Source organism: Pseudomonas sp. TNT3 (genome assembly GCF_010095445.2).
GTDB lineage: Bacteria > Pseudomonadota > Gammaproteobacteria > Pseudomonadales > Pseudomonadaceae > Aquipseudomonas.
The window spans coordinates 58,366-78,820 of the sequence record NZ_WFGV02000008.1 but is presented as its reverse complement, the minus strand read 5'-3'; the positions used below and the strand labels follow the sequence as shown (position 1 = coordinate 78,820).

The following is a 20,455-nucleotide window of genomic DNA, read 5'->3' as shown; positions in this document are numbered from 1 at the left end:
AGACCATGCTGATACTCACCCGCAAAGTCGGTGAAAGCATAAATATTGGCGATGACATTACGATCACCATCCTCGGCGTCAGCGGCCAGCAAGTCAGGATTGGCATCAACGCCCCGAAGGACGTTGCGGTGCACCGCGAAGAGATCTACCAGCGCATTCAGGCTGGTTTGACCGCTCCGGACAAACCGCAAAACTGAGTTCCGCAGCAGTCAGTAGCCAGCCTGTTCGCATTCCGAACCACGGCTGGCTAAGATTCAAGCGCAACGTGACTGCTGTTGCCCCCCGACTAACCCCATCCCACCCCTCGCGCCATGCCCGTGGCCGCTACCACCATCAGCAGCACCAGCATCGCCTCGACATGGCTGATTCGCGCAAACAGTTTTGCACGACGTTCATCGATAGCCCTGCCTTTCGCCAATGCAATCCGCCACTTGATCAGCGTCACCATCGGCGCTACTTCCAATAGCAAAATCACTACGAACAATGTCATTTTCAAATGGAACAGTGGCTGTTGAAGATAGTAGTCAGTGCCCTTTTCATACCCGCCAAACGCTCTTGTCCCACCAGTAACCAGCAGAATGACTGCGCAGATCCCCCAAAGATTATCCGCGATCAATACGCTTTTAGCCTGCCCCACCCCTGCAGACAGGCGCCTGAACGCAGTACCGCGTGACAGCACAGCCCAAAAACCCAATCCAAACGCTAACAGATGAATTGCAGCCAGAGACCAGTGGGTCAGCATCTAGATACTCCTATCGGAATGAATTGAGCCGGTCTGTCAGTAGTAGCCCATCAAACGATGTAGCGCACCCGCTCCGGAACTCGCCGCCTGGCAGGTTCAAACTACCTGGCTGACTGCGAAGCCGAAGAAATACATGGCGTCAGCGACTCGCTGGACTCCAACACGCCAGTGCGACAAGTTCCTGCAGGCAAAATCCAACAACACTTGTTCCCACCGCACTGAACCGAGTACACAAAATCATGTGTGAGCCATGTGATCCGAAACCTGCTGCAAAACTCAATGAGCGCCGCCAGTTTCTGCGCCTTGCCGGATTAGGGGCCGGCGCCCTGCTACTTGCAGGTATATTGCCCAACCGAATCATTCAGGCCGCCGAAATACCTTCGGCACCACCCAAACCGAAAAACGTCATCACCCCGGATCAAGCGCTTAAGCGGTTAATGGAGGGAAATGATCGGTACGTCAGCGGTAACTCAGTGACACACGACTTCAAGGACGAACGCGAAGCGCTGGTTTCCGGCCAGAACCCGTTCGTGGCAGTGCTGAGTTGCTCTGACTCGCGCATTGCACCCGAGTACGCCTTCGACACCGCGCGAGGTGATCTCTTTGCTGTACGCGTCGCTGGCAACTTTGTCACTGACGAAGGCCTGGCCAGTATTGAGTACGGTGTTGCTGTGCTGGGAACCCCGCTCATTCTGGTGCTGGGGCATGAGCGCTGCGGCGCCATCGAGGCGGGCATAAAAGCCGTTAAAGACCAAACGGTGTTCCCAGGGCATATCCCGAAACTGACGGACGCTCTCAAATCCTCGATTGAGACAGTGATCAAACAACCCGGAGATATCGCGGAAAACGCGACCGAGCAGAATGTCAAAGACTCGGTCGAGCGCCTCAAGAAAGCCACACCCCTGCTGACCGACGCGCTCGCAAGGGGCAAACTGAAGATAGTGGGAGGTATTTATCGCTTGGCAACAGGTAAAGTCGAATTGATCGCTTGAAGCTCCATCGATGCAAAAAAAACAGATACGAAGACCCCAACGAAAGGGTTACGCATGCCGACAAAACAGGTGGCAAGTACAGCGGCAGTGACTGCCGCCGAAATTGAGAGAGCTATCCAGGCCTTGAACAAGATGGCTGAGCGCCTTTGGGGAGAGGGTCGAGAAATCGAGGCGAAAGCCCTCCTGGATGCGCTGGACGCTCTAAACCGTGCGCTGGACCGGATCAGGATTGGTGAAAGTCGCAGGGTTAAAACGCTTCATTGAAAACGACCATGGGCTCAGTAAAAAGCCCCGACGCGAACGGACGGACAAACAGTTGGCAGATCTAATACAAGGGCTCGACGGCCCAAGAACAGCCCAACAAGAGCTGTTTTATGACCTTGAAGATGCGACCGCGATCATCGGCTGGTCCGCGACAGAGTTGAGCAACATGGCAGGCCGAGGCAAATCGCCTGAGGAAGCCATAACACTCAGCAAGATCTCGGCATTATTGAAGGATCAGCAAGCAATCATCAGCCTCTACGCGGATGAGGTGAAGGCAGGAAGGATAGTGCGAAGCAAAGCTGAGTAATTAGACGACGAGGCAACATAGGCAGAGGCTCGACGAAAAAATCATCCGCACCGACTGTGCAATGGCTTGAGGGCCTCTCTTCCACTGCTATGCTGATAGTGCCAACTCTCCACACCAGAGACGAACAGCATGGCAGCAGCAGGCATGCGATCCCCTCTTGCTTTTAAGGCTACGGCCTACTCGGCTGGAGGCTTGTTTGTCGCTTGGATTGTCACAAAGCTGCTCGATACTCACTTCGACTTGAAATTGTTTACAGATACCGAGGAATGGCTGTCAGTTGCCTGGGATTGGCTTACGCTGGAAACGCCAGTGCCGAACTGGTTGCTGCTGATGATCGCGCCTTTGATCGTTTTTCTGTCCGTGGCAATTTACTACACCCGCACGACTGAACCTGCGGACGGTGAATTACATGAAATAGAGCGAAGAGTTTACAAAAAGAACAACCCTCAGTTTCCCCAGCTGACAGACAACGAGACGATATTGATGGAAGCGTTGGCTTATCACGCAAACTTCAGGAAAATTGCAAATTTTGACTCGGTTTGCAAACTCGTTTCACTCAGCGCGCTGGAAGTTGAATCTGGTCTTAAGCAACTCGAAGTCAAACGCCTTGTGAAGCGGGATGTGACGCGGGGCACGTTTGGCTCCACCATCTTTATGCTTACCTTGGCCGGTAAGGATTATGCGTTAGAGCGACTTGAGCTAACGTAGGTGGGCAAATAGGCTTCATTTGAAAACGCAGGCTCAATTCAACAAGAGAAACACCACGTTTAACTGTCGAAAAACTTCACAAAGATTAGCTCTGGGTCCCCTGGGTCCAGGTTCTCTATCGTGCCGCTGGATTCATATCCAATCCGCACCAACAATTGCTGCATGGCTACATTCGACAGGTTGGTAGAAGTGAAGATTTTTTTAGCAGATGCGCCATGCTCCAAGTGAGTGATGATTTGCGTGGCCACCCCAGAACGTCGGTGAACGCTGGAGACAACTACCAGGGGTATGAACCATTCCCCAAAAAAGCATTTCTCCAGGCACCCGTAACCAATCGGAACATCAGGTTCGGTTCTTTCACATGCAACCAGGCATTCGCACTGCGCGACTGCCTTTTCGATGTACGACCGGCGGCCGCTTTCTTCTGCCGCTAAAGGATCCAGACGAACCAACCATTCGATATCGCTCAAAACCGCCTGTCTGATTTGCAGATTCATGATTGCACCTCCCGGTAAATGAGCCCGAATTTGATTTAATTGCGATGCCTCCCATGTCCCCGCTCAGCGAGGGAGGCTGACGGAAAGCCTGACGGATCGCCTTTAACTCAGACTGCCTGGCTGTGGTGGGCTTACCTGATACTTGAAATGTTAACCCGGACTAGCTAACCGAGGAGATCAGCAAGGCGTGACGCGACCATGATGACCGTTCGGCGGCCGACACTCATAAGCTGATATTTCTTCTCATTTACCGATTCCGTTTCGTCATATTTCAGCTCTACAATGCAGCCGCTGACCAGTCTCAGCTTGGAAAACCTCGTCAGGGAAGAGCGCAATGAAATCATCAGCAGTCTTTGCCACGCTTCTGCTCGCCGCCGTTACTTATTCCGCCAATACCCTTTCTGCCGCAGACGATTACTACGCCGCATACTCCATCGACAGAGTGATGGGCGACTCGCCTGTCCGCAATGTAGTGGTGAAAAGAAGCGGTCCAGAATTCACGTCCTATCGCGCCTTTCAGTTCGACTGTGCAAGCCAGGATTTTCGTCAGACTGGATTTTTCAGTTCGCCTGAGGGCGCCTTGGCCGAACTGGCGAGGACAACACGATCTGACAGTTACTACTCTTCGCTGATCGACACCGCCCGCGTAAAAGCGTGCGAACTTGAACCAGGGATGAACGTCAGCGATACCGCTCAGCCACCTAGCGCGTCGTAGGGCTTTTCACACGTCATTCAGCGGGCCCTTTGGTACCAGTTACCATCAATGCGCCCGCCCTTTGGTGGAGAAAGGCGCCGCACTGGCGTCTTGACTGAGGTTTTGCAACAGTTATGCGAATCGCAGGCAACAAAAAAGGGCCCACCTTTCGGTGAGCCCTTCTAGACCGCCCAGCAGAGCGGATTTTGTTTGGTAGGCGCGATTGGACTCGAACCAACGACCCCCACCATGTCAAGGTGGTGCTCTAACCAACTGAGCTACGTGCCTGCTGTGAGGCGGCATTCTACGGAATTCCGAAAGGGTGTCAACACCTTTTTTCGAGCTAACCCTATGAATATGCAAAATATTTAATTTCGCGGTCGTGAAGAAGATTTTACGGCGGCTGGCGCTCGATTTTTTACTCGGGTAGGATCGAAGCGCTCGTAAAATATATTAAACACAGAGGCAGCAGGATGGCGAACACCCCCTACCCACAGTCCTATTACGCCGCATCGGCGAATGCGGTTCCTCCGCGTCCGGCATTGCAGAACGATGTAGAGACTGACGTCTGTGTGATTGGCGCCGGCTACACCGGGTTGTCTTCTGCCCTGTTTTTGCTCGAGAGCGGTTTCAAGGTCACGGTGCTGGAAGCCGCCAAGGTGGGTTTTGGGGCGTCGGGCCGCAACGGTGGTCAGATTGTTAACAGTTACAGTCGCGACATCGATGTGATCGAACGCAGAGTCGGCCCCAAGCAGGCTCAACTGCTGGGTCAGATGGCGTTCGAGGGCGGGCGGATCATTCGCGAGCGGGTTGCCACGTATAATATCCAGTGCGACCTCAAAGACGGTGGCGTGTTTGCAGCCATCACCGCCAAGCAGATGGGTCACCTGGAATCCCAGAAGCGTTTATGGGAACGTTTCGGCCACACGCAACTTGAGCTGCTGGATCAGAAACGCATCCGTGAAGCAGTGGATTGCGATCAGTATGTCGGCGGCATGCTCGACATGAGTGGTGGACATATCCATCCGCTGAATCTGGCTCTGGGCGAAGCGGCCGCCGTCGAGTCACTTGGCGGGACGATTTATGAGCAGTCGCCAGCGGTACGCATCGAGCGTGGCGCGAATCCGGTGGTGCATACGCCACAAGGCAAGGTTAGGGCCAAATTCATCATCGTGGCGGGCAACGCCTATCTCGGCAATCTGGTGCCGGAACTGGCGGCCAAATCGATGCCTTGCGGAACCCAGGTCATTACGACCGAACCGTTGGGCGAAGCTTTGGCGAGCAGCTTGCTGCCTCAGGATTACTGTGTCGAAGACTGCAATTACCTGCTCGATTATTACCGTCTGACGGGCGACAAACGCCTGATTTTCGGTGGCGGCGTGGTCTATGGCGCGCGGGATCCGGCGAACATCGAGGCAATCATTCGGCCGAAGATGCTCAAGGCATTCCCGCAACTCAAGGACGTGAAGATTGATTACGCATGGACCGGTAATTTCCTGCTCACCCTGTCGCGCCTGCCTCAGGTGGGACGGTTGGGTGACAACATCTACTATTCCCAGGGTTGCAGCGGCCACGGCGTGACCTATACGCACCTCGCGGGCAAGGTGCTGGCCGAAGCGTTGCGCGGTCAGGCCGAGCGTTTTGATGCGTTTGCGGACCTGCCGCACTACCCGTTCCCTGGCGGCCAATTGCTGCGTACACCGTTTGCTGCGCTAGGGGCCTGGTATTACGGGCTGCGGGATAAGTTCGGTTTCTGACAGGCTTGTCACTCATTGATGTAACCGGCGCTTTCACAAGCGCCGGTGCGAAGGTCGTCAGAGCCGATCCCGTGCAATCCCGCTGCGGATGCGCAGGATGTCGGCGAGCACCGCCAAAGCGATTTCAGCGGGGGTTTTACTGCCCAGGTTCAGCCCGATCGGCGCATGAATTCGCGACAGCTCGGCATCCCCCAGCCCACCAATGCGCCGCAACCGCTCAAAGCGCTTTTGCGACGTCTGCATTGATCCCATCACGCCGATGTAAAACGCATCGGTGCGTACCGCTTCCATCATCGCCAAATCATCGATACGCGGGTCGTGGGTCAGCGCCACCACCGCCGTATCGCTGTGGCAGCCGCCATCGGCAATAAACACCGAGGGCAGTTGCCGGCGTATTTCGACGTTGTCGAGCACCACGCCTTCCAGCACTTCGTCCCGGGGATCGCAGAGAATCACTTCGAAACCCAGCCCGACGGCAAACTCCGCGCACGCCTGAGCGACGCTGGAGTAACCCGCCAGCAACAATCGCTGAGCTGCCCCGATCCGCACACGAACCCGATCGACTTCACGCTCGATGCGCACACCCTGCTCGCGATCGGTAAACAGACTGCGCGCACCGCTGACCAGATCGACCTCGCGGATAAGCCGCCGCTGACCCAACAACGCCGACTCAAGCTCGCGCAGATGGGCCTGAACCTCACACTCCGGCTCAAGCCTCTCCACCAGCACGTCAAGTATCCCGCCACAGGGCAAGCTGACCCGGGAGCGCGGGTCATCGCCTTCGCCATAACGCACCACATTGACCGGCTCAAAAAATGCGCCCTCGGCGACCCGTTCGAGAAAGTCTTCCTCGACACAGCCGCCCGACAACGAACCGATCCATTGCCCGTCAGCGTTCACCGCCAGCAGTGAGCCCGGCGCGCGAGGCGCCGAGCCATAGGTGGCGAGCACCGTGCACAGCCACACGCACTGCCCGGCCGCCGACCATTCAAGCGCCCGCCTCACCACTTGCAGATCGAGATGCTGCATATCAGTGCGCCTTGTGCTCGGCCGAAGGGGCATCCGCTTGCAGCTTCTGCACGTCACTGACGGCCAGATCACCGGCTTGCCCACCCCAACCCTGACGCAGGTAGTTGAGCAGATCGGCCAGCTGTTCCTGACTGAGTTTGTCGGCAAAGCCCGGCATCGGCTGCATGCGCTCGAAGCCGACGAACTGCTGCTCGCCAATCCCGTCCTCGATCACCCGCAACAGGTTGCGCGGATCTTCCAGGCGCAAGGTGGTATTGCCGCGCATGGCCACCGCGATGTGCGGTTTGCCCTCGCCCTCTACCGCATGGCAACCGGCGCAGACGTTCAGGTATTCCTGACGACCGCGCTGGGCGCTGGCGCTGAGTTTGTCCAACGGCACGTCGGTCAGCACCTTCGCTGCCGGCGGTTGATCGCCGAGCAGGTAAGTCGCCATCGCTGCCAGATCCGGGTCCGTGAGGCCTTGGGTGCTGTTGTGGAACACCGGGAACATCTCGTTGAACATCGTGCCCTGGGCGCTCATCCCGTGCTTGAGAAACGAGCTCAAGTCCTGGTGATTCCAGCCGCGCGCCGCCAGGTCGTTGGCCAGCAGGCTCGGTGCCAGATAGCCATTGAGCAGACCACCGGTCATGCGCTTGTCTTGTTGCATCGCGCCGGGCAAGCCGCGTGGCGTGTGGCATTCGCCACAGTGACCGAGGACGTCGACCATGTACTGGCCACGCTTGAACGCTTCGCTTTTGCCCTCGGTGGGCAACAGTTTTACGTCCTTGCCATAGAGCATGTTCCAGCCCATCAGACCCAAGCGCACGTTGAACGGAAAGCTCAAGCTGGTGACCGGTGCCGCACGCTCGATCGGCTCGATGGTTTTCATATACGCGTGGATCGCGTCAGAGTCTTCACGCGGCATCAGGTGGTACGAGGTATAGGGCATCGCCGGGTACAAGTTGGCACCATCGCGACGCTTGCCTTCAGTCAGTGCAGCGAAGAATTCGTCATCGCTGTACAGGCCGATACCGTGCTCTTTACTCGGGGTGATGTTGGTGCCGTAGATCGTGCCGAACGGCGAGACAATCGGCAGACCGCCCGCATACGGCGCACCACCTGGTGCGGTGTGGCACGCCATGCAGTCGGCAGCGCGCGCGAGGTATTCGCCGCGCTTGACCTGATCATCCGCATGAACCAGCAATACCGGTGCAGCCAGACCGACCGCCAACGCCAGGCGGGAAAGTAGATGCTTCATGCTTAACCCTCCTTGACCAGACCAAGATCGGTCAGCACGTTGCGCGTGGCGCTGTAATAGCGCACGTAGCCGGTGCAGCGGCAGACGTGGTGACCGAGGCTGTCCTCGATCACCTGTTCCAGCTGACTCTTGACGATTGGCTGACGCTGAAGCTTCTCCACCAATACGGTCGCGGCATTCACAAAACCTGGCGCGCAGTAGCTGCACTGGAACGCGAACTCATCCACAAAGCGCTGCTGGATCGGGTTCAGTTCGGTGACTTTGCCCTGCTCATCGCGGGTCGCGTGACCTTCGATGGTCCGCACTTTCTTGCCTTCGAAATAATGCGCACCCGTGATGCAGGTGCGCACTTCTTCGCTGGTGCCGTCCGGGTTGTCGACAATCACCACGCAGGCGTGACAGATGCCCTGACCGCAACCCAGTCGGGAGCCCGTGAGGTTCTTGTATTCGTGCAGGTAGTCGATCATCGGCAGGTCATCAGGGATGTCCACCGGGCCGACGGATTGACCGTTGAGGGTCAGTTGAAGCGGACGGTTAGCCATTGAGGGCCTCCTTGATGCGTGCAGAAGTGATAGGCAGGTCGCGAACACGTTTGCCGATGGCATGGGCCACGGCGTTACCGATGGCGCCCACCACCGGGATCATCACCACCTCGGCGATGCCCTTGGACGGGTCGCTCGGCGACAGCGGCGGCAAAATCTCGGCCGTCTGGTTCCACACAGCCACGTGTCGCGCCATGGGCAAACGGTAACGGTTGAAGTTCCAGTCGCCCTCCCCCGGCCCGCCTTCGTACAGCGGCATTTCTTCCAGCAACGCGTGGCCGATGCCCATGGCGATCCCACCCTCGAGCTGACCCTTGACCAGTTCTTCCACCAGCACCCGACCGCACTCGACCCACGAGTGATGGTTGAGGACTTGCACTTCGGCGGAGCCCTTGTTCACTTTCAATTCCACCAGCGTCGCCACCGGGCTGTAGTACGTCACCGCGGCGTTGTTCAACTGGGTGTCCGGGTAATGGACGTTCTTGCGATCCAGCAGGTGGAAACCGTTGCTGGTCATCTGCGCCAGTTTTGCCTTCGGCGCGCCGTCGCCGTACTTCACGGCCAGACCATCGAGGGGCAGACGCTCGCGCACGCCGTCGATGCTGAACTCGGCCTCGGCCCAGCTCCAGCGGTTGAAACCGTGCACGGTGGCACCCGTCACCAGACCTTTTTCATGGGCGTGTTTTGCCAACTGTTCAAAGCTCAGTGGCTGCATGCCGTTGGCGGTGAGTTTACCGTCGACCCAATGGGCGTCTTCGCGGCGCACCACATAAGGATTGGCCTGACCGCCGTAAGGGCCCTGGCCCCAGATCTGTAGCGCCGCTGGCCACAAGCCGTGGTTGAACAGCACACGCGCCGCTTCACGGGTGGCGTGGCTGAAGTAATAGGCGGAGTTGGTCGCCGACGAGGCCGAGGCCAGCTTGCCGACCCAGCGTGGATTGCGCAGGAAACCGTCCTGTTCGGCCTGACTCATGATGTAGGGGTTGCCGCCGGTGATCAGCTGCAACTCCTTCCATTCGGTTTCGCCAGTCTTCACTTCAGTGGCCGGGATGCCGATGAAATCCGCCACCACCAGGGCTTGCGAGGTGGACATGCCCGTGCCGATTTCGATGCCGATGTGGCGCAGGGTCACGTGGCCTTCGGCGGTGAATTCGATGCTGGCCATCGGCGCTTCGGAGCCGGTGCCGAAGTCTTTCTGGCAAATGGCGAAACCGACGCCGTACCAGTGATCCGGGTCCTGGGCCTCGCGCTGCTGCTTGATCGCATCGCGGCTTTTCCAGACGTCGTGCACGGCCGCCTTGTCGAGAATCTCGTGCAGGCGCAACGCACCCGCCGGCACCGCGCCCTGGGTGTTTTTCATACCCGAGACCATGGCGTTTTTCTTGCGCAGGTCGATGGCGTCGATGCCAAGACGACCGGCAATTTCGTCGACCATCATCTCGGTGGACGCCATGCTTTGCAGCGTGCCATAACCACGCATCGAGCCCGCTTCAACCGCGCGGGAATGGTAGGCCGTGACCTGCAAATCGTTCTGTGGCATGTAGTAGATCGACTGCGCCGCCGTCGCGCCTACCGCTGCCACTGAAGGGCTGTAGTTGATTCGTCCGCCGCCATCGACACTCATCTCGGCGCGAAAAATCTTGAAGCTGTGATCAGTCTTGTCGACCGCCAGCTGGTAGCGGATGTCGAACGGGTGACGCTTGATGCCGCTCTGGAACTGCTCGTAGCGATCGTTCGCCAGACGCACCGGCACACCGGCGCCGTACAACGCAGCAAGGGCTGCGTAGTAGACGAAGATGTTGTGATCTTTGGAGCCGTAGCCGACGGTGTAGCCAGGGTGCATGTTCAGGTTGGCCAGGCCGAAACGCGACGGCGCGATCATCTTCGCGGTCTCGGTGGCGGCTTCCAGCGGGCACTGGGTGGCGACGACGAAATGCAGGGTCTTGGTCGCAGGATCGTACCAGCCGTTGCCGTTGTCCGGCTCCATTGCGGCCGGTTCGATCGACGGGGTTTTGTAGCGCTCGTCGAACACCAGCCAGTTGTCTGGCGGCGAGTCGATTTGCTGCTTCATGCGGTCGGCGTAAAACAGCCCCCGTTCGGTCAGGTTACCGTGCAGGTCCGGCTGGGAATTCCACACCGGGCGACGGTTTTTCAGCATCGGGAACAGGATCGAATCCTTGAGGCTGGCGAATTCATCCTCGTCCGCCGAGGTCGCGCCGCCGACGCGTACGTAGCGGAAGCTGCCGTAGGGATCGCCTTCGTAGAAAGGCACCTGGGCGCCATAACGAATCGCTTTGTCATTGAATTTGAGTTTGGCTTTGGCCTGACGGAAGCGCTCGAAATCATTCCAGATCAGGATCGCCACCGGGTGACCGATGAACATCGGCACTTTGCCCACGGGCAGTAATGGATCCGGCGCGTGCTCCTCCGGAAAGACGATGCCGTCCTTTTCCAGGTCTTCGGCGGTGACAATGCGGTCAGGCTGCAAGTCAGCACCGAGCCACGACAAGTCGTAACCGGCGTACAGGCGGTCGGCCTTGGTGATTTTCAGCAGCATGGCGTGCCCTTGCTGCTCAGGCCAGCCCGGCATGTCCTTGGCACGGATGTCGCGGGCAAAAACTTTGCTGCCGCAGACTTTGGACAAGGCATCGTTACGCGAGCGCGCCTTGCCGTTGTTGCCGAGCCATTGCTCGGACGGCACGGTCACGCTGTTTTCCATCAAGGCAGCCAGCGCCTGGGTGCTGAGCGGTGTAAGCGTCACGCTCACACCTGCCACCAGCCCGCCCTGAAGGAACGAACGCCGGGATATATCACGGTTGGACATGGATCATCCTCTGGGCGGTTATAGGCCCGCCCTTCTGGTTATGTTCTGGAAATCTCGAGTCTTGCAGGAACCCTTTTTGGACGAAGCAAAGGGCTGTGTTGACAGTGCAAAGCTGACCGAAAGGTTAACTTTAAAGGTTTATGCGCTCGCGGCAAACAACCAGTTACAAAAAACTGACTGAAAGATCAAATTAAGGCAGCGTTGCACCGCATTAACGTTAGAAAGCCCTGCTCCAGCTGACGCGCGGCTTGAGCAGGATGTATGAAAACAAGGGATTTCAGAAGACACGCGTTCCCTGTAGCAGCTGTCGAGCCTGCGAGGCTGCGTTCGGCTGCGCAGCAGTCGCTAAACCCTGGGAAACCGGGGTGTTTGATTTGACGACTGCTTCGCAGCCGAACGCAGCCTCGCAGGCTCGACAGCTGCTACAAATGCTGCAAGTGCTGCAAGTGCTGCACACGTGCAGCGGGTGTGACGCTGGCCTCAGAAATCGACAGTCGCCGACAGCAGGTAAGTACGCGGGGTCGATAGCGTCAAACCGGGCTCGCTGTCATCCGATGCGCCCGCCGAACTCCAGTAGCGCTTGTCGGCTACGTTCTCGATATTGCCACGCAGGGTGATGGTCTTTTCGTCGACCCGGAACGCATAACGTGCGCCCACGTCGAAACGCTCCCAGGAGTCGATTTCCTTGTTGTTGGACTGATCCAGGTACTGCGAGCTGGAATAGAGGCCGCGACTGGTCAAGGTCAGGCCCTGCACGGTCGGCACATCCCACTCGGCACCAAGGTTGACGTTGTATTTCGGCGTGGCAGGCGCCCGGTTGCCATCAAACGTGCCATTGGTGGTGCTGGTCAACTCGCTGTCGATGTACATGACACCGCCGAGCAGGCGGAACCCTGTTAGCGGCTCACCAAACACGCTCACTTCAACACCGTCGTTTTGACGCTTGCCGTTCGGACCGAAGACGCGAGTCGTGGCATTGGTCTCGTAGGCCGGTTGCTTGATCCGGAACACTGCGGCGGTCACGGCAAAAGGGCCCGCGTCATACTTGGCGCCGACCTCAACCTGGCGGCTGATGAACGGCGGGAAGATTTCGTCCTCGTTCACCGAAGTCGATGGCGCGATCTTGCCCTGGCTCAGGCCTTCCATGTAGTTGGCGTACAACGACAGCTTGTCGGTCGCCTTGAACAAGATGCCCCCCGATGGCGACACCTTTTCCTCGTCATAAGCGGTGTCGCCTTTGATGTTATCCGACCAGTCGTCGACCTTCACTCGCTGCCAGCGGGCGCCGAGTGTCAGCAGCAGCCGATCATCAAAGAAGCCCAGCGTGTCGGACAACGCGACACCGCTGAAACGGTTCTCGGTGTACACCTTTGAATCGAATCGCGTCGGGGTTCCAGGCTTCGGTGTTTCGACCGGGTCGTAAAGGTTGCTGGGAGCCGAGGCGTACCGGGCACCGCCGTTTTCAAAGTCCATGTAGAAGTAGCTGGCAGCCAGATTGACCTCATGGCTCACCGGACCGGTATGAAACCAGTTGCGTACCCCTGCCGTGGCCGTCCGGACATTTTCGTCACGGGTGAAGTCGCGAGGTTGAACGCTGAAGTCCCCAGCATCGTTAGTGACCGAGACGGCATGACGGAGAAAGTCATGATTGCTTTTACGCGCGCCCACGCCGCCGTACAACATGACGGCATCGCTGACGTCGAATTCGCCGTTCGCTGTCCCGAACGTATCTTTGGTGCGCGCCTTGCTCCAGGCCTGCGCATAGTTGTGGCGGACATCGCTGGCACGGGGAACCTGGGCATTGGCGCCAACCTGCACGCGCTCCTGCGGTGCATCGGTGTCACGTTCGGTGTGCCCGATATCCGTTGAGAGCCGCAGGCGTTCACCACGGAAATCCAGGCCCAGCACCGCCATATCGCGATCGACGCTCTGGTGATCCCATTCGGTATCGCCGGACTGCTTCACGCCATTGAAGCGGATGCCGAACTTGTCATCCTCACCAAAGCGCCGACCGACATCCACGGCGCCGCCGAGCTGGTTGTTGGACGCGTAACTGCCGGTGAACGAAGTGATCGGCTTGTCGGTTGCACGCTTGGGTACCACGTTGATGCCGCCACCCACACTGCCCCGAGGCGAGATTCCGTTGATGAGCTGGGTAGGACCTTTGAGAATGTCGACGCGGTCGGCCATCTCCATATCAATCGTATAAGTGGGCAAGACACCGTAGAGGCCATTGTAGGCAACATCACTGTTGAACAGGCTGAGCCCACGAATGGTGAATTGCTCGTAACGACCACCCGCCGGGTTGGTGGCGCGAACCGACGGATCGTTAGCGATCAAGTCGCCCAAGGTACGCGCCTGCTGGTTTTCGATCACCTCACTGGTGTAGGTGGTCATGCTGAACGGCGTTTCCATGAAGTCTTTCGAGCCCAGCAACCCTTGCGAACCGCGTCGCGCAACCTGGCCGCCAGCGTACACCTCGCCATCCGCCCCGCCCGTGGCACCGAGAATCGAGGTCGGCGCCAGTTGCAGGCTGCTGCCTTCTGGCGCCGGTGTCAGGATGTACGCTTGTTCGCCCACCGGCTGCAGTTGTAGACCGGAACCCTGCAACAGTCGAGCGAAGCCCTCCTCCACCGCGAACTCGCCGGCAAGACCGGGGCTGCTACTACCACCCACCAGTGTCGGGTCCACCGACAGATTGACGCCAGCCAACCCGGCGAAACGCGTCAGCGCGGCACTGAGACTGCCTGCCGGCACCTGATAACTGCGTCGAGACGCGTCTTCAGCCCAACCGGCGGTGATGAACAACGGACAAGCACTCAGACTCAACAACAGGCTCAAGTGCAACAACGGACGACGGCTGGCGGGGACCAAACGCGGACTGGACGGGAACACTGCAGGCATTGAAAAAGTTCTCTTGGTTCGTTCACTTGCCTTGAATGACAATCGATACGAAAAAAGGGGACACGCCTTACACACTATTTTTGCGCGGCAGCAGCGTTACCCAATAACGCGTACGCGAATGCACCTCCAGTGGAAGGCTGGCCGCCAGCAGCGCCAGGATTCGATCGGTATCTTGCAGACGAAAACTGCCGGTGACGCGCAGGGATTCCAGCGATGGCTCCCAGCGCAAGACGCCCGGACGATAGCTGCTGAGCTCGCGCAAGAAATCACCCAAGGGTTGGTTCTGCGCCATCAGTACACCCTCACGCCAACCTGGCGCGAGTACGTCAAAGGGTTCAATAGCGCCCGCACCCGCTGCTTGAAGACTGACTTGCCGGCCGGCTTGCAACGAGAAGTCCGGTCCACGCAACGGTTGCAATCGCACCGCTCCTTTCAAGACTGACACCTTGCAACCCGTCTGCCCCTGACGAACGCACACTTCACCCTGACTGACGATGACTTGCCCGAAGTGGGTCTGCACGGTCAGCGGCGAGGAACCAGGAACGCTCAGCGCTATCTCGCCCTCCACGAGTTTCAACCAACGCTTCGTCAGATCGATGTCGACGGCGCTTGCGGTGTTCAGTTGCAGCGAGCTGCCATCGGCCAAGCGGACCGTCTTGCCTTCTCCGGTCGCGGTTCGCAGGTCCGCGCTCCAGACATCCAGTGGTAACTGTCGACTGATCAGCCAGGCAGCCGGCACCAATGCCACCGCCCCCAAGGCACGCTTGAGTACGGTACGCCGGCTTTCCTGCGGTCGATCGAGACTGGCCATCGCCAGCGCTGACGGCAGTTCGGCAAAGCGCTGACGCAGGAGTTGGGCTTTCTGCCAGGCCTGCTCGTGACTGGAATGGCTGTTTCGCCAGGTCTGCAGTTCGGCGCGATCCCGCTCATTGGCAGCACCGGATTCCATAAGCGCCAGCCATTGTGCAGCGGCCCGTACGGCCTGGCGGGCTTCAGCCGACGGCGCTGAGCCGATCACAGCATCACCAGCAGGCAATGTTCATAAGCCTGGGCCATGTAGCGCTTGATCGTGCGCTCCGAGACGCCCAGGCGCTCGGCGATGTCCTGATACGTCAAACCTTCCAATTGACTCCACAGAAACGCCCTGCGCACCGGTCTTGGCAGTCCATCGAGCAATTCATCGAGGGCTTGCAGGGTTTCCAGGAGGATCCAGCGCTGTTCAGGAGATGGGACACAATCTTCCGGCAAGAAGGCCAGCGCATTGAGGTAGGCCTGTTCGAGGCTGCGACGCTTGTAGAAATTGGTCAGGAGCCGCTTGCCGACAGTCGCCAGATAGGCACGGGGTTCTTGCAGATCAGCAATGCTCTGAGAGCTGGCGAGTAAGCGTACGAAGGTGTCCTGGCTGAGGTCCGCCGCATCATGGCCATTGCTCATGCGCCGCCTCAACCAGCCTTCCAGCCAACCACGATGATCGCGGTAGAGGTCGTTGAAAGATTGCTCCTCTGGCATTACTGCATCACTCATCTCAAGAAGCCCTGTGCCAACGAGTTATCGTTAATGAGAGTGATTCTAATTAATGTCAGCCGTGCGAAGGAAGCGCTTTATGTGTCAGTTGAGCAGAAAGGCTGGACGGGGAGGATAGGGAGGGAGAAATCGCTGAATCGCAGACACAAAAAACCCCGGTCTTTCGACCAGGGTCTTTGCTATCGACTCGAAGACAGCCTGAGGCTTTTCTTCGTAGCTCCAAGGCGTTCAGTGGGCCTTGTAGCAGATATGGCGCAGCGGACGGGACTCGAACCCGCGACCCCCGGCGTGACAGGCCGGTATTCTAACCGACTGAACTACCGCTGCGTATCGCTTTGGACTTGCGTCCAAGTAACTCGTCTGACTGAAAGCTTCGAGGCTTATCAATCTCGAACCAGGTAAAACCTGCTTCGGAAATATGGCGCAGCGGACGGGACTCGAACCCGCGACCCCCGGCGTGACAGGCCGGTATTCTAACCGACTGAACTACCGCTGCGCGTCGGTGGAGGCTTTTAAAAGCTTCCATCTTGCTTTCGCAAGACTCTCGGAAGTGGTGGGTGATGACGGGATCGAACCGCCGACATTCTGCTTGTAAGGCAGACGCTCTCCCAGCTGAGCTAATCACCCGGTTTGCATCTCCGAGGCCGCGAAATTTACGCAGGTAGCGAACCTAAGTCAATAGCAGGATTGAAGTTTTTCTGAAAAAGACAAAATCGTGTCGGTGGCTGGTGACAGTGGTGACGGCCAGACCGTCATCGCGAGCAGGCTCACTCCCACAATAGTCTGCGTTGCACCTGTGGGAGTGAGCCTGCTCGCGATAACAGAAGAACAGCCACCATCGATGCTTCAGCCTGTCACTCGCTGTAAATCATCTTCTTGGTCATCCCGCCATCCACCACGAACTCCTGGCCCGTGACGAACCCTGCATTGCGCGACAGCAGCCATGCCACCATCGCCGCCACGTCCTCGACCGTCCCTACCCTGCCCGCCGGGTGCTGGGCATGGTCGGCATCGGTAAGAGGTTCGGCGCGACGGGCAGACGGATCACGCGTATCGATCCATCCCGGACTGACGGCATTAACGCGAATCTCCGGCCCAAGGCTGATTGCCAGCGCATGAGTCAGGGCCAACAGCCCTCCCTTGCTCGCCGCGTACGCCTCAGTGTCAGGTTCCGACTGCCCGGCGCGGGTCGAGGCCAGATTGACGATAGCCCCGCTGTGAGCTCGCAGGTAAGGCGCGCAATGCTTTGCCAACAGCATCGGCCCGCTGAGGTTCACCGCCAGCACCCGATTCCAGTAAGACAGATCGAGGCTTTCCAGCGTGATGTTGTGCGGATCGGCAATGGCCGCATTGCACACCAGCGCATCAAGTCGGCCGAACTGTCCCAACACCTCGGCTACACCCAATGCCACCTGACCTTCGTTGGACACGTCCATGGCGATGAACCAGGCGTTTTCGCCCAGCACCTTGGCCACTTTCGAACCGCGGACCCGATCCAGGTCGGTCAGCACGACTTGCCAGCCTTCGCTGACCAGCCAGGCCGATATCCCCAGACCGATGCCCCGCGCAGCACCCGTGACCATCGCGACACGGCCATTGGTGCCAGTACCCGGCGTCGACAATTCGATCACAGCGCAGCCAGACCGCGCGCCAGATCGGCTTGCAGGTCTGTCACGTCTTCGAGGCCGACCGCGATGCGGATCAGGCTGTCACGAATACCCGCCGCTTCCCGCTCCTGCGGCGCCAGACGACCGTGGGAGGTGGTGCTTGGGTGAGTGATGGTGGTCTTGGTGTCACCGAGGTTAGCCGTGATGGATATCAGGCGGGTCGCATCGATAAAGCGCCAGGCGCCCTCTTTGCCACCCTTGACTTCGAAACTCACGACCGCGCCAAAGCCCTTCTGCTGGCGCTGGGCCAGTTCGTGCTGAGGATGACTATTAAGGCCGGCGTAATGGACTTTCTCGATGCCTTCCTGCTGCTCCAGCCACTCGGCCAGTTGCTGGGCGTTGGCGCAGTGAGCCTTCATCCGCAGGTTCAGGGTTTCAAGACCCTTGAGGAAGATCCAGGCGTTGAACGGACTCAGGGTTGGGCCTGCAGTGCGCAGGAAGCCGACCACTTCCTTCATCTGCTCGCTGCGTCCGGCCACGACACCGCCCATGCAACGACCCTGGCCGTCGATGAACTTGGTTGCCGAGTGCACGACGATGTCTGCGCCGAGTTTCAATGGCTGCTGCAATGCCGGGGTGCAGAAGCAGTTGTCGACCACCAGCATCGCGCCTTTGGCGTGAGCGATTTCCGATAACGCAGCGATGTCCACCAGTTCGGCCAGCGGATTGGAGGGAGACTCGACGAACAGCAGTTTAGTGTTGGCCTTGATCGCCGCATCCCAACCGGACAAATCTGCCAAGGGAACGTAATCGACTTCGATACCGAAGCGCTTGAAGTACTTTTCGAACAGGCTGATGGTCGAGCCAAACACGCTGCGAGACACCAATACATGGTCGCCGGCGCTGCACAAGCTCATCACCACCGCCATGATCGCAGCCATGCCGGTTGCGGTGGCGACGGCCTGCTCGGCGCTTTCCAGCGCGGCAATACGCTCTTCGAACGCACGCACGGTCGGATTGGTGTAGCGCGAGTAAACGTTGCCCGGGACTTCCCCGGCAAAGCGTGCCGCGGCATCGGCAGCGGTGCGGAACACGTAACTGGAAGTAAAGAACATCGGATCACCGTGTTCGCCTTCTGGCGTACGGTGCTGACCGGCGCGTACGGCCAGGGTATCGAACGCTACGCCGTCGAGGTCGCTGTCCAGCCGACCGGCATCCCAATCCTGACTCATGCTGTCACTCCTTGCCTTGCTCTTTTAGTAGATACAAAACCGGCCCCTCAGGGCCGGTAGTTACTCAGTTGTTATACAGATCAATGATCGCACTGACTGCCTGCGTCTTGACCTTGGAGGCATCATTGCGAGCCTGCTCGATCTTGTTCAGGTAAGCCTCGTCGACGTCGCCGGTAACGTACTGGCCGTCGAACACTGCGCAATCGAACTTCTCGATCTTGATCTTGCCGCCACCGACTGCTTCGATCAAGTCAGGCAGGTCCTGATAGATCAGCCAGTCAGCGCCGATCAGATCCGCCACGTCCTGGGTCGAACGGTTGTGTGCGATCAGCTCGTGAGCGCTCGGCATGTCGATGCCGTAGACGTTCGGGTAGCGAACGGCCGGTGCCGCGGAGCAGAAGTAAACGTTCTTGGCGCCCGCTTCGCGAGCCATCTGGATGATCTGCTTGCACGTGGTGCCGCGTACGATCGAGTCGTCCACCAGCATCACGTTCTTGCCGCGAAACTCCAGCTCGATGGCATTGAGCTTCTGGCGTACGGATTTTTTTCGTGCAGCCTGGCCAGGCATGATGAAAGTCCGGCCGATGTAGCGGTTCTTCACGAAGCCTTCGCGGAACTTGACGCCCAAGTGGTTCGCCAGCTCGAGCGCTGCGGTGCGGCTGGTGTCAGGGATCGGGATGACCACGTCGATGTCGTGTTCCGGACGCTCGCGCAGGATCTTCTCGGCAAGTTTCTCACCCATACGCAGACGGGCCTTGTAGACCGACACGCCGTCGATGATCGAGTCCGGACGCGCCAGGTAAACGTGTTCGAAGATGCACGGAGTCAGGGACGGGTTGTTTGCGCACTGACGGGTGTGCAGCTTGCCGTCTTCCGTGATGTAGACCGCTTCGCCCGGCGCGAGGTCGCGAATCAGGGTGAAACCGAGCACGTCCAGGGAGACGCTCTCGGAGGCAATCATGTACTCGACGCCTTCATCGGTGTGACGCTGACCGAAGACAATCGGGCGGATGCCATGCGGGTCGCGGAAACCGACGATACCGTAACCGGTCACCATCGCAACGACCGCGTAACCACCCACGCAACGGTTGTGCACGTCAGTGACGGCAGCAAATACGTCTTCTTCGGTAGGCTGCAGCTTGCCGCGCTGGGCCAGCTCGTGCGCGAACACGTTCAGCAGTACTTCCGAATCAGAGTTGGTGTTGACGTGGCGCAGGTCAGATTCGTAAATCTCCTTGGCCAGCTGTTCAACGTTGGTCAGGTTACCGTTGTGCGCCAGGGTGATGCCGTAAGGCGAGTTGACGTAAAACGGTTGAGCTTCAGCCGAAGTCGAGCTGCCTGCGGTCGGGTAACGCACATGGCCAATGCCCATGTGCCCGACGAGGCGCTGCATGTGACGCTGATGGAACACGTCACGTACCAGGCCATTATCCTTGCGCAGGAATAACCGGCCGTCATGGCTGGTCACGATACCGGCAGCGTCCTGGCCGCGGTGCTGGAGCACGGTTAGCGCGTCATACAGCGCCTGATTGACGTTCGACTTACCGACGATACCGACGATGCCACACATGCGACGCAACCCCTACTTAATGGAT

General features: G+C 58.6%; 19 protein-coding genes and 4 tRNA genes. 7 read left to right on the top strand and 16 right to left on the bottom strand.

All coding sequences use genetic code 11. The features are described 5' to 3' along the window. Nucleotides 1–5: 5 nt before the first annotated feature. Entirely contained in the window at nt 6–197 is a 192-nt protein-coding gene (gene csrA / locus GBC55_RS07540; protein WP_045057924.1) for a carbon storage regulator CsrA, read from the top strand. Nucleotides 198–286: 89 nt separating this feature from the next. Here the strand turns inward: csrA and GBC55_RS07535 are convergent, their stop codons facing one another. Further along, complete coding sequence (locus tag GBC55_RS07535; protein ID WP_162437733.1) at nt 287–742, bottom strand: DUF2214 family protein; 456 nt, start codon at nt 740–742, stop codon at nt 287–289. A 239-nt stretch (nt 743–981) separates the two neighbouring features. Between GBC55_RS07535 and GBC55_RS07530 the strand changes: the two genes are divergently transcribed. The 4 genes from GBC55_RS07530 to GBC55_RS07515 all read left to right on the top strand — a co-directional run bounded on the left by GBC55_RS07530 (nt 982) and on the right by GBC55_RS07515 (nt 3,013). Beyond that, complete coding sequence (locus tag GBC55_RS07530; protein ID WP_162437734.1) at nt 982–1,734, top strand: carbonic anhydrase; 753 nt, start codon at nt 982–984, stop codon at nt 1,732–1,734. 54 nt (nt 1,735–1,788) lie between these two features. Next, nucleotides 1,789–1,998 carry a hypothetical protein gene (locus GBC55_RS07525; protein WP_162437735.1) on the top strand — a complete coding sequence of 70 codons (210 nt, stop codon included), beginning with the start codon at nt 1,789–1,791 and terminating at the stop codon, nt 1,996–1,998. 52 nt (nt 1,999–2,050) lie between these two features. Further along, nucleotides 2,051–2,305, top strand: coding sequence for a hypothetical protein (locus GBC55_RS07520; RefSeq protein ID WP_162437758.1), 255 nt, complete (start codon nt 2,051–2,053; stop codon nt 2,303–2,305). A 129-nt stretch (nt 2,306–2,434) separates the two neighbouring features. Beyond that, nucleotides 2,435–3,013, top strand: coding sequence for a hypothetical protein (locus GBC55_RS07515; protein WP_162437736.1), 579 nt, complete (start codon nt 2,435–2,437; stop codon nt 3,011–3,013). A 59-nt stretch (nt 3,014–3,072) separates the two neighbouring features. Here the strand turns inward: GBC55_RS07515 and GBC55_RS07510 are convergent, their stop codons facing one another. After that, a complete protein-coding gene (locus GBC55_RS07510) occupies nt 3,073–3,510 on the bottom strand; it encodes a GNAT family N-acetyltransferase (protein WP_162437737.1) in 438 nt (145 codons plus the stop codon). A 334-nt stretch (nt 3,511–3,844) separates the two neighbouring features. On the opposite strand from GBC55_RS07510, the gene GBC55_RS07505 reads away from it, so the two are divergent. Continuing rightward, nucleotides 3,845–4,225, top strand: coding sequence for a hypothetical protein (locus tag GBC55_RS07505; protein ID WP_162437738.1), 381 nt, complete (start codon nt 3,845–3,847; stop codon nt 4,223–4,225). Nucleotides 4,226–4,415: 190 nt separating this feature from the next. Here the strand turns inward: GBC55_RS07505 and GBC55_RS07500 are convergent. Then, nucleotides 4,416–4,492, bottom strand: a tRNA-Val gene (locus tag GBC55_RS07500). A gap of 185 nt (nt 4,493–4,677) precedes the next feature. Here GBC55_RS07500 and GBC55_RS07495 point away from each other — a divergent pair. After that, the gene (locus tag GBC55_RS07495) at nt 4,678–5,961 is read left to right on the top strand and encodes an FAD-binding oxidoreductase (protein ID WP_162437739.1); all 1,284 of its coding nucleotides are present in this window, start codon (nt 4,678–4,680) and stop codon (nt 5,959–5,961) included. A 57-nt stretch (nt 5,962–6,018) separates the two neighbouring features. Here the strand turns inward: GBC55_RS07495 and GBC55_RS07490 are convergent, their stop codons facing one another. The 13 genes from GBC55_RS07490 to purF all read right to left on the bottom strand — a co-directional run bounded on the left by GBC55_RS07490 (nt 6,019) and on the right by purF (nt 20,430). Next, nucleotides 6,019–6,990, bottom strand: a complete 972-nt coding sequence (locus GBC55_RS07490) for an XdhC family protein (RefSeq protein WP_162437740.1) — start codon at nt 6,988–6,990, stop codon at nt 6,019–6,021. 1 nt (nt 6,991) lies between these two features. Then, entirely contained in the window at nt 6,992–8,227 is a 1,236-nt protein-coding gene (locus GBC55_RS07485; RefSeq protein WP_162437741.1) for a cytochrome c, read from the bottom strand. A 2-nt stretch (nt 8,228–8,229) separates the two neighbouring features. Next, nucleotides 8,230–8,769, bottom strand: coding sequence for a (2Fe-2S)-binding protein (locus GBC55_RS07480; protein WP_162437742.1), 540 nt, complete (start codon nt 8,767–8,769; stop codon nt 8,230–8,232). Then, a complete protein-coding gene (locus tag GBC55_RS07475; RefSeq protein ID WP_162437743.1) occupies nt 8,762–11,593 on the bottom strand; it encodes a xanthine dehydrogenase family protein molybdopterin-binding subunit in 2,832 nt (943 codons plus the stop codon). Before GBC55_RS07475 ends, GBC55_RS07480 begins: the two co-directional genes overlap by 8 nt. 480 nt (nt 11,594–12,073) lie before the next feature. Continuing rightward, nucleotides 12,074–14,497, bottom strand: coding sequence for a TonB-dependent receptor (locus GBC55_RS07470; protein ID WP_162437744.1), 2,424 nt, complete (start codon nt 14,495–14,497; stop codon nt 12,074–12,076). Between the two features lie 67 nt (nt 14,498–14,564). Continuing rightward, on the bottom strand, nt 14,565–15,515 hold the full coding sequence (locus GBC55_RS07465; RefSeq protein ID WP_162437745.1) for a FecR domain-containing protein: 951 nt from the start codon (nt 15,513–15,515) through the stop codon (nt 14,565–14,567). Then, nucleotides 15,512–16,021, bottom strand: a complete 510-nt coding sequence (locus tag GBC55_RS07460) for a sigma-70 family RNA polymerase sigma factor (RefSeq protein ID WP_162437746.1) — start codon at nt 16,019–16,021, stop codon at nt 15,512–15,514. Before GBC55_RS07460 ends, GBC55_RS07465 begins: the two co-directional genes overlap by 4 nt. Nucleotides 16,022–16,271: 250 nt before the next feature. After that, a tRNA-Asp gene (locus GBC55_RS07455) sits at nt 16,272–16,348 on the bottom strand. Between the two features lie 92 nt (nt 16,349–16,440). Next, a tRNA-Asp gene (locus tag GBC55_RS07450) sits at nt 16,441–16,517 on the bottom strand. Between the two features lie 55 nt (nt 16,518–16,572). Next, nucleotides 16,573–16,648, bottom strand: a tRNA-Val gene (locus GBC55_RS07445). A gap of 227 nt (nt 16,649–16,875) precedes the next feature. Then, a complete protein-coding gene (locus GBC55_RS07440) occupies nt 16,876–17,652 on the bottom strand; it encodes an SDR family oxidoreductase (RefSeq protein ID WP_162437747.1) in 777 nt (258 codons plus the stop codon). Continuing rightward, nucleotides 17,649–18,860 carry an O-succinylhomoserine sulfhydrylase gene (locus GBC55_RS07435; protein ID WP_162437748.1) on the bottom strand — a complete coding sequence of 404 codons (1,212 nt, stop codon included), beginning with the start codon at nt 18,858–18,860 and terminating at the stop codon, nt 17,649–17,651. Before GBC55_RS07435 ends, GBC55_RS07440 begins: the two co-directional genes overlap by 4 nt. A gap of 64 nt (nt 18,861–18,924) precedes the next feature. Further along, nucleotides 18,925–20,430 (bottom strand): amidophosphoribosyltransferase, encoded by a 1,506-nt coding sequence (gene purF / locus GBC55_RS07430; protein ID WP_162437749.1) that lies wholly within the window; start codon nt 20,428–20,430, stop codon nt 18,925–18,927. Nucleotides 20,431–20,455 lie beyond the last annotated feature (25 nt).

Excerpts from the sequence above, each read along its gene's own strand:
- GBC55_RS07535 (WP_162437733.1), bottom strand. The coding sequence starts at position 742 with ATGCTGACCCACTGGTCTCTGGCTGCAATTCATCTGTTAGCGTTTGGA.
- GBC55_RS07505 (WP_162437738.1), top strand. The coding sequence starts at position 3,845 with ATGAAATCATCAGCAGTCTTTGCCACGCTTCTGCTCGCCGCCGTTACT.
- GBC55_RS07515 (WP_162437736.1), top strand. The coding sequence starts at position 2,435 with ATGGCAGCAGCAGGCATGCGATCCCCTCTTGCTTTTAAGGCTACGGCC.
- GBC55_RS07525 (WP_162437735.1), top strand. The coding sequence starts at position 1,789 with ATGCCGACAAAACAGGTGGCAAGTACAGCGGCAGTGACTGCCGCCGAA.
- GBC55_RS07475 (WP_162437743.1), bottom strand. The coding sequence starts at position 11,593 with ATGTCCAACCGTGATATATCCCGGCGTTCGTTCCTTCAGGGCGGGCTG.
- GBC55_RS07460 (WP_162437746.1), bottom strand. The coding sequence starts at position 16,021 with ATGAGTGATGCAGTAATGCCAGAGGAGCAATCTTTCAACGACCTCTAC.
- GBC55_RS07530 (WP_162437734.1), top strand. The coding sequence starts at position 982 with ATGTGTGAGCCATGTGATCCGAAACCTGCTGCAAAACTCAATGAGCGC.
- GBC55_RS07435 (WP_162437748.1), bottom strand. The coding sequence starts at position 18,860 with ATGAGTCAGGATTGGGATGCCGGTCGGCTGGACAGCGACCTCGACGGC.
- GBC55_RS07470 (WP_162437744.1), bottom strand. The coding sequence starts at position 14,497 with ATGCCTGCAGTGTTCCCGTCCAGTCCGCGTTTGGTCCCCGCCAGCCGT.
- csrA (WP_045057924.1), top strand. The coding sequence starts at position 6 with ATGCTGATACTCACCCGCAAAGTCGGTGAAAGCATAAATATTGGCGAT.
- GBC55_RS07495 (WP_162437739.1), top strand. The coding sequence starts at position 4,678 with ATGGCGAACACCCCCTACCCACAGTCCTATTACGCCGCATCGGCGAAT.
- GBC55_RS07480 (WP_162437742.1), bottom strand. The coding sequence starts at position 8,769 with ATGGCTAACCGTCCGCTTCAACTGACCCTCAACGGTCAATCCGTCGGC.
- GBC55_RS07490 (WP_162437740.1), bottom strand. The coding sequence starts at position 6,990 with ATGCAGCATCTCGATCTGCAAGTGGTGAGGCGGGCGCTTGAATGGTCG.
- purF (WP_162437749.1), bottom strand. The coding sequence starts at position 20,430 with ATGTGTGGCATCGTCGGTATCGTCGGTAAGTCGAACGTCAATCAGGCG.
- GBC55_RS07510 (WP_162437737.1), bottom strand. The coding sequence starts at position 3,510 with ATGAATCTGCAAATCAGACAGGCGGTTTTGAGCGATATCGAATGGTTG.
- GBC55_RS07485 (WP_162437741.1), bottom strand. The coding sequence starts at position 8,227 with ATGAAGCATCTACTTTCCCGCCTGGCGTTGGCGGTCGGTCTGGCTGCA.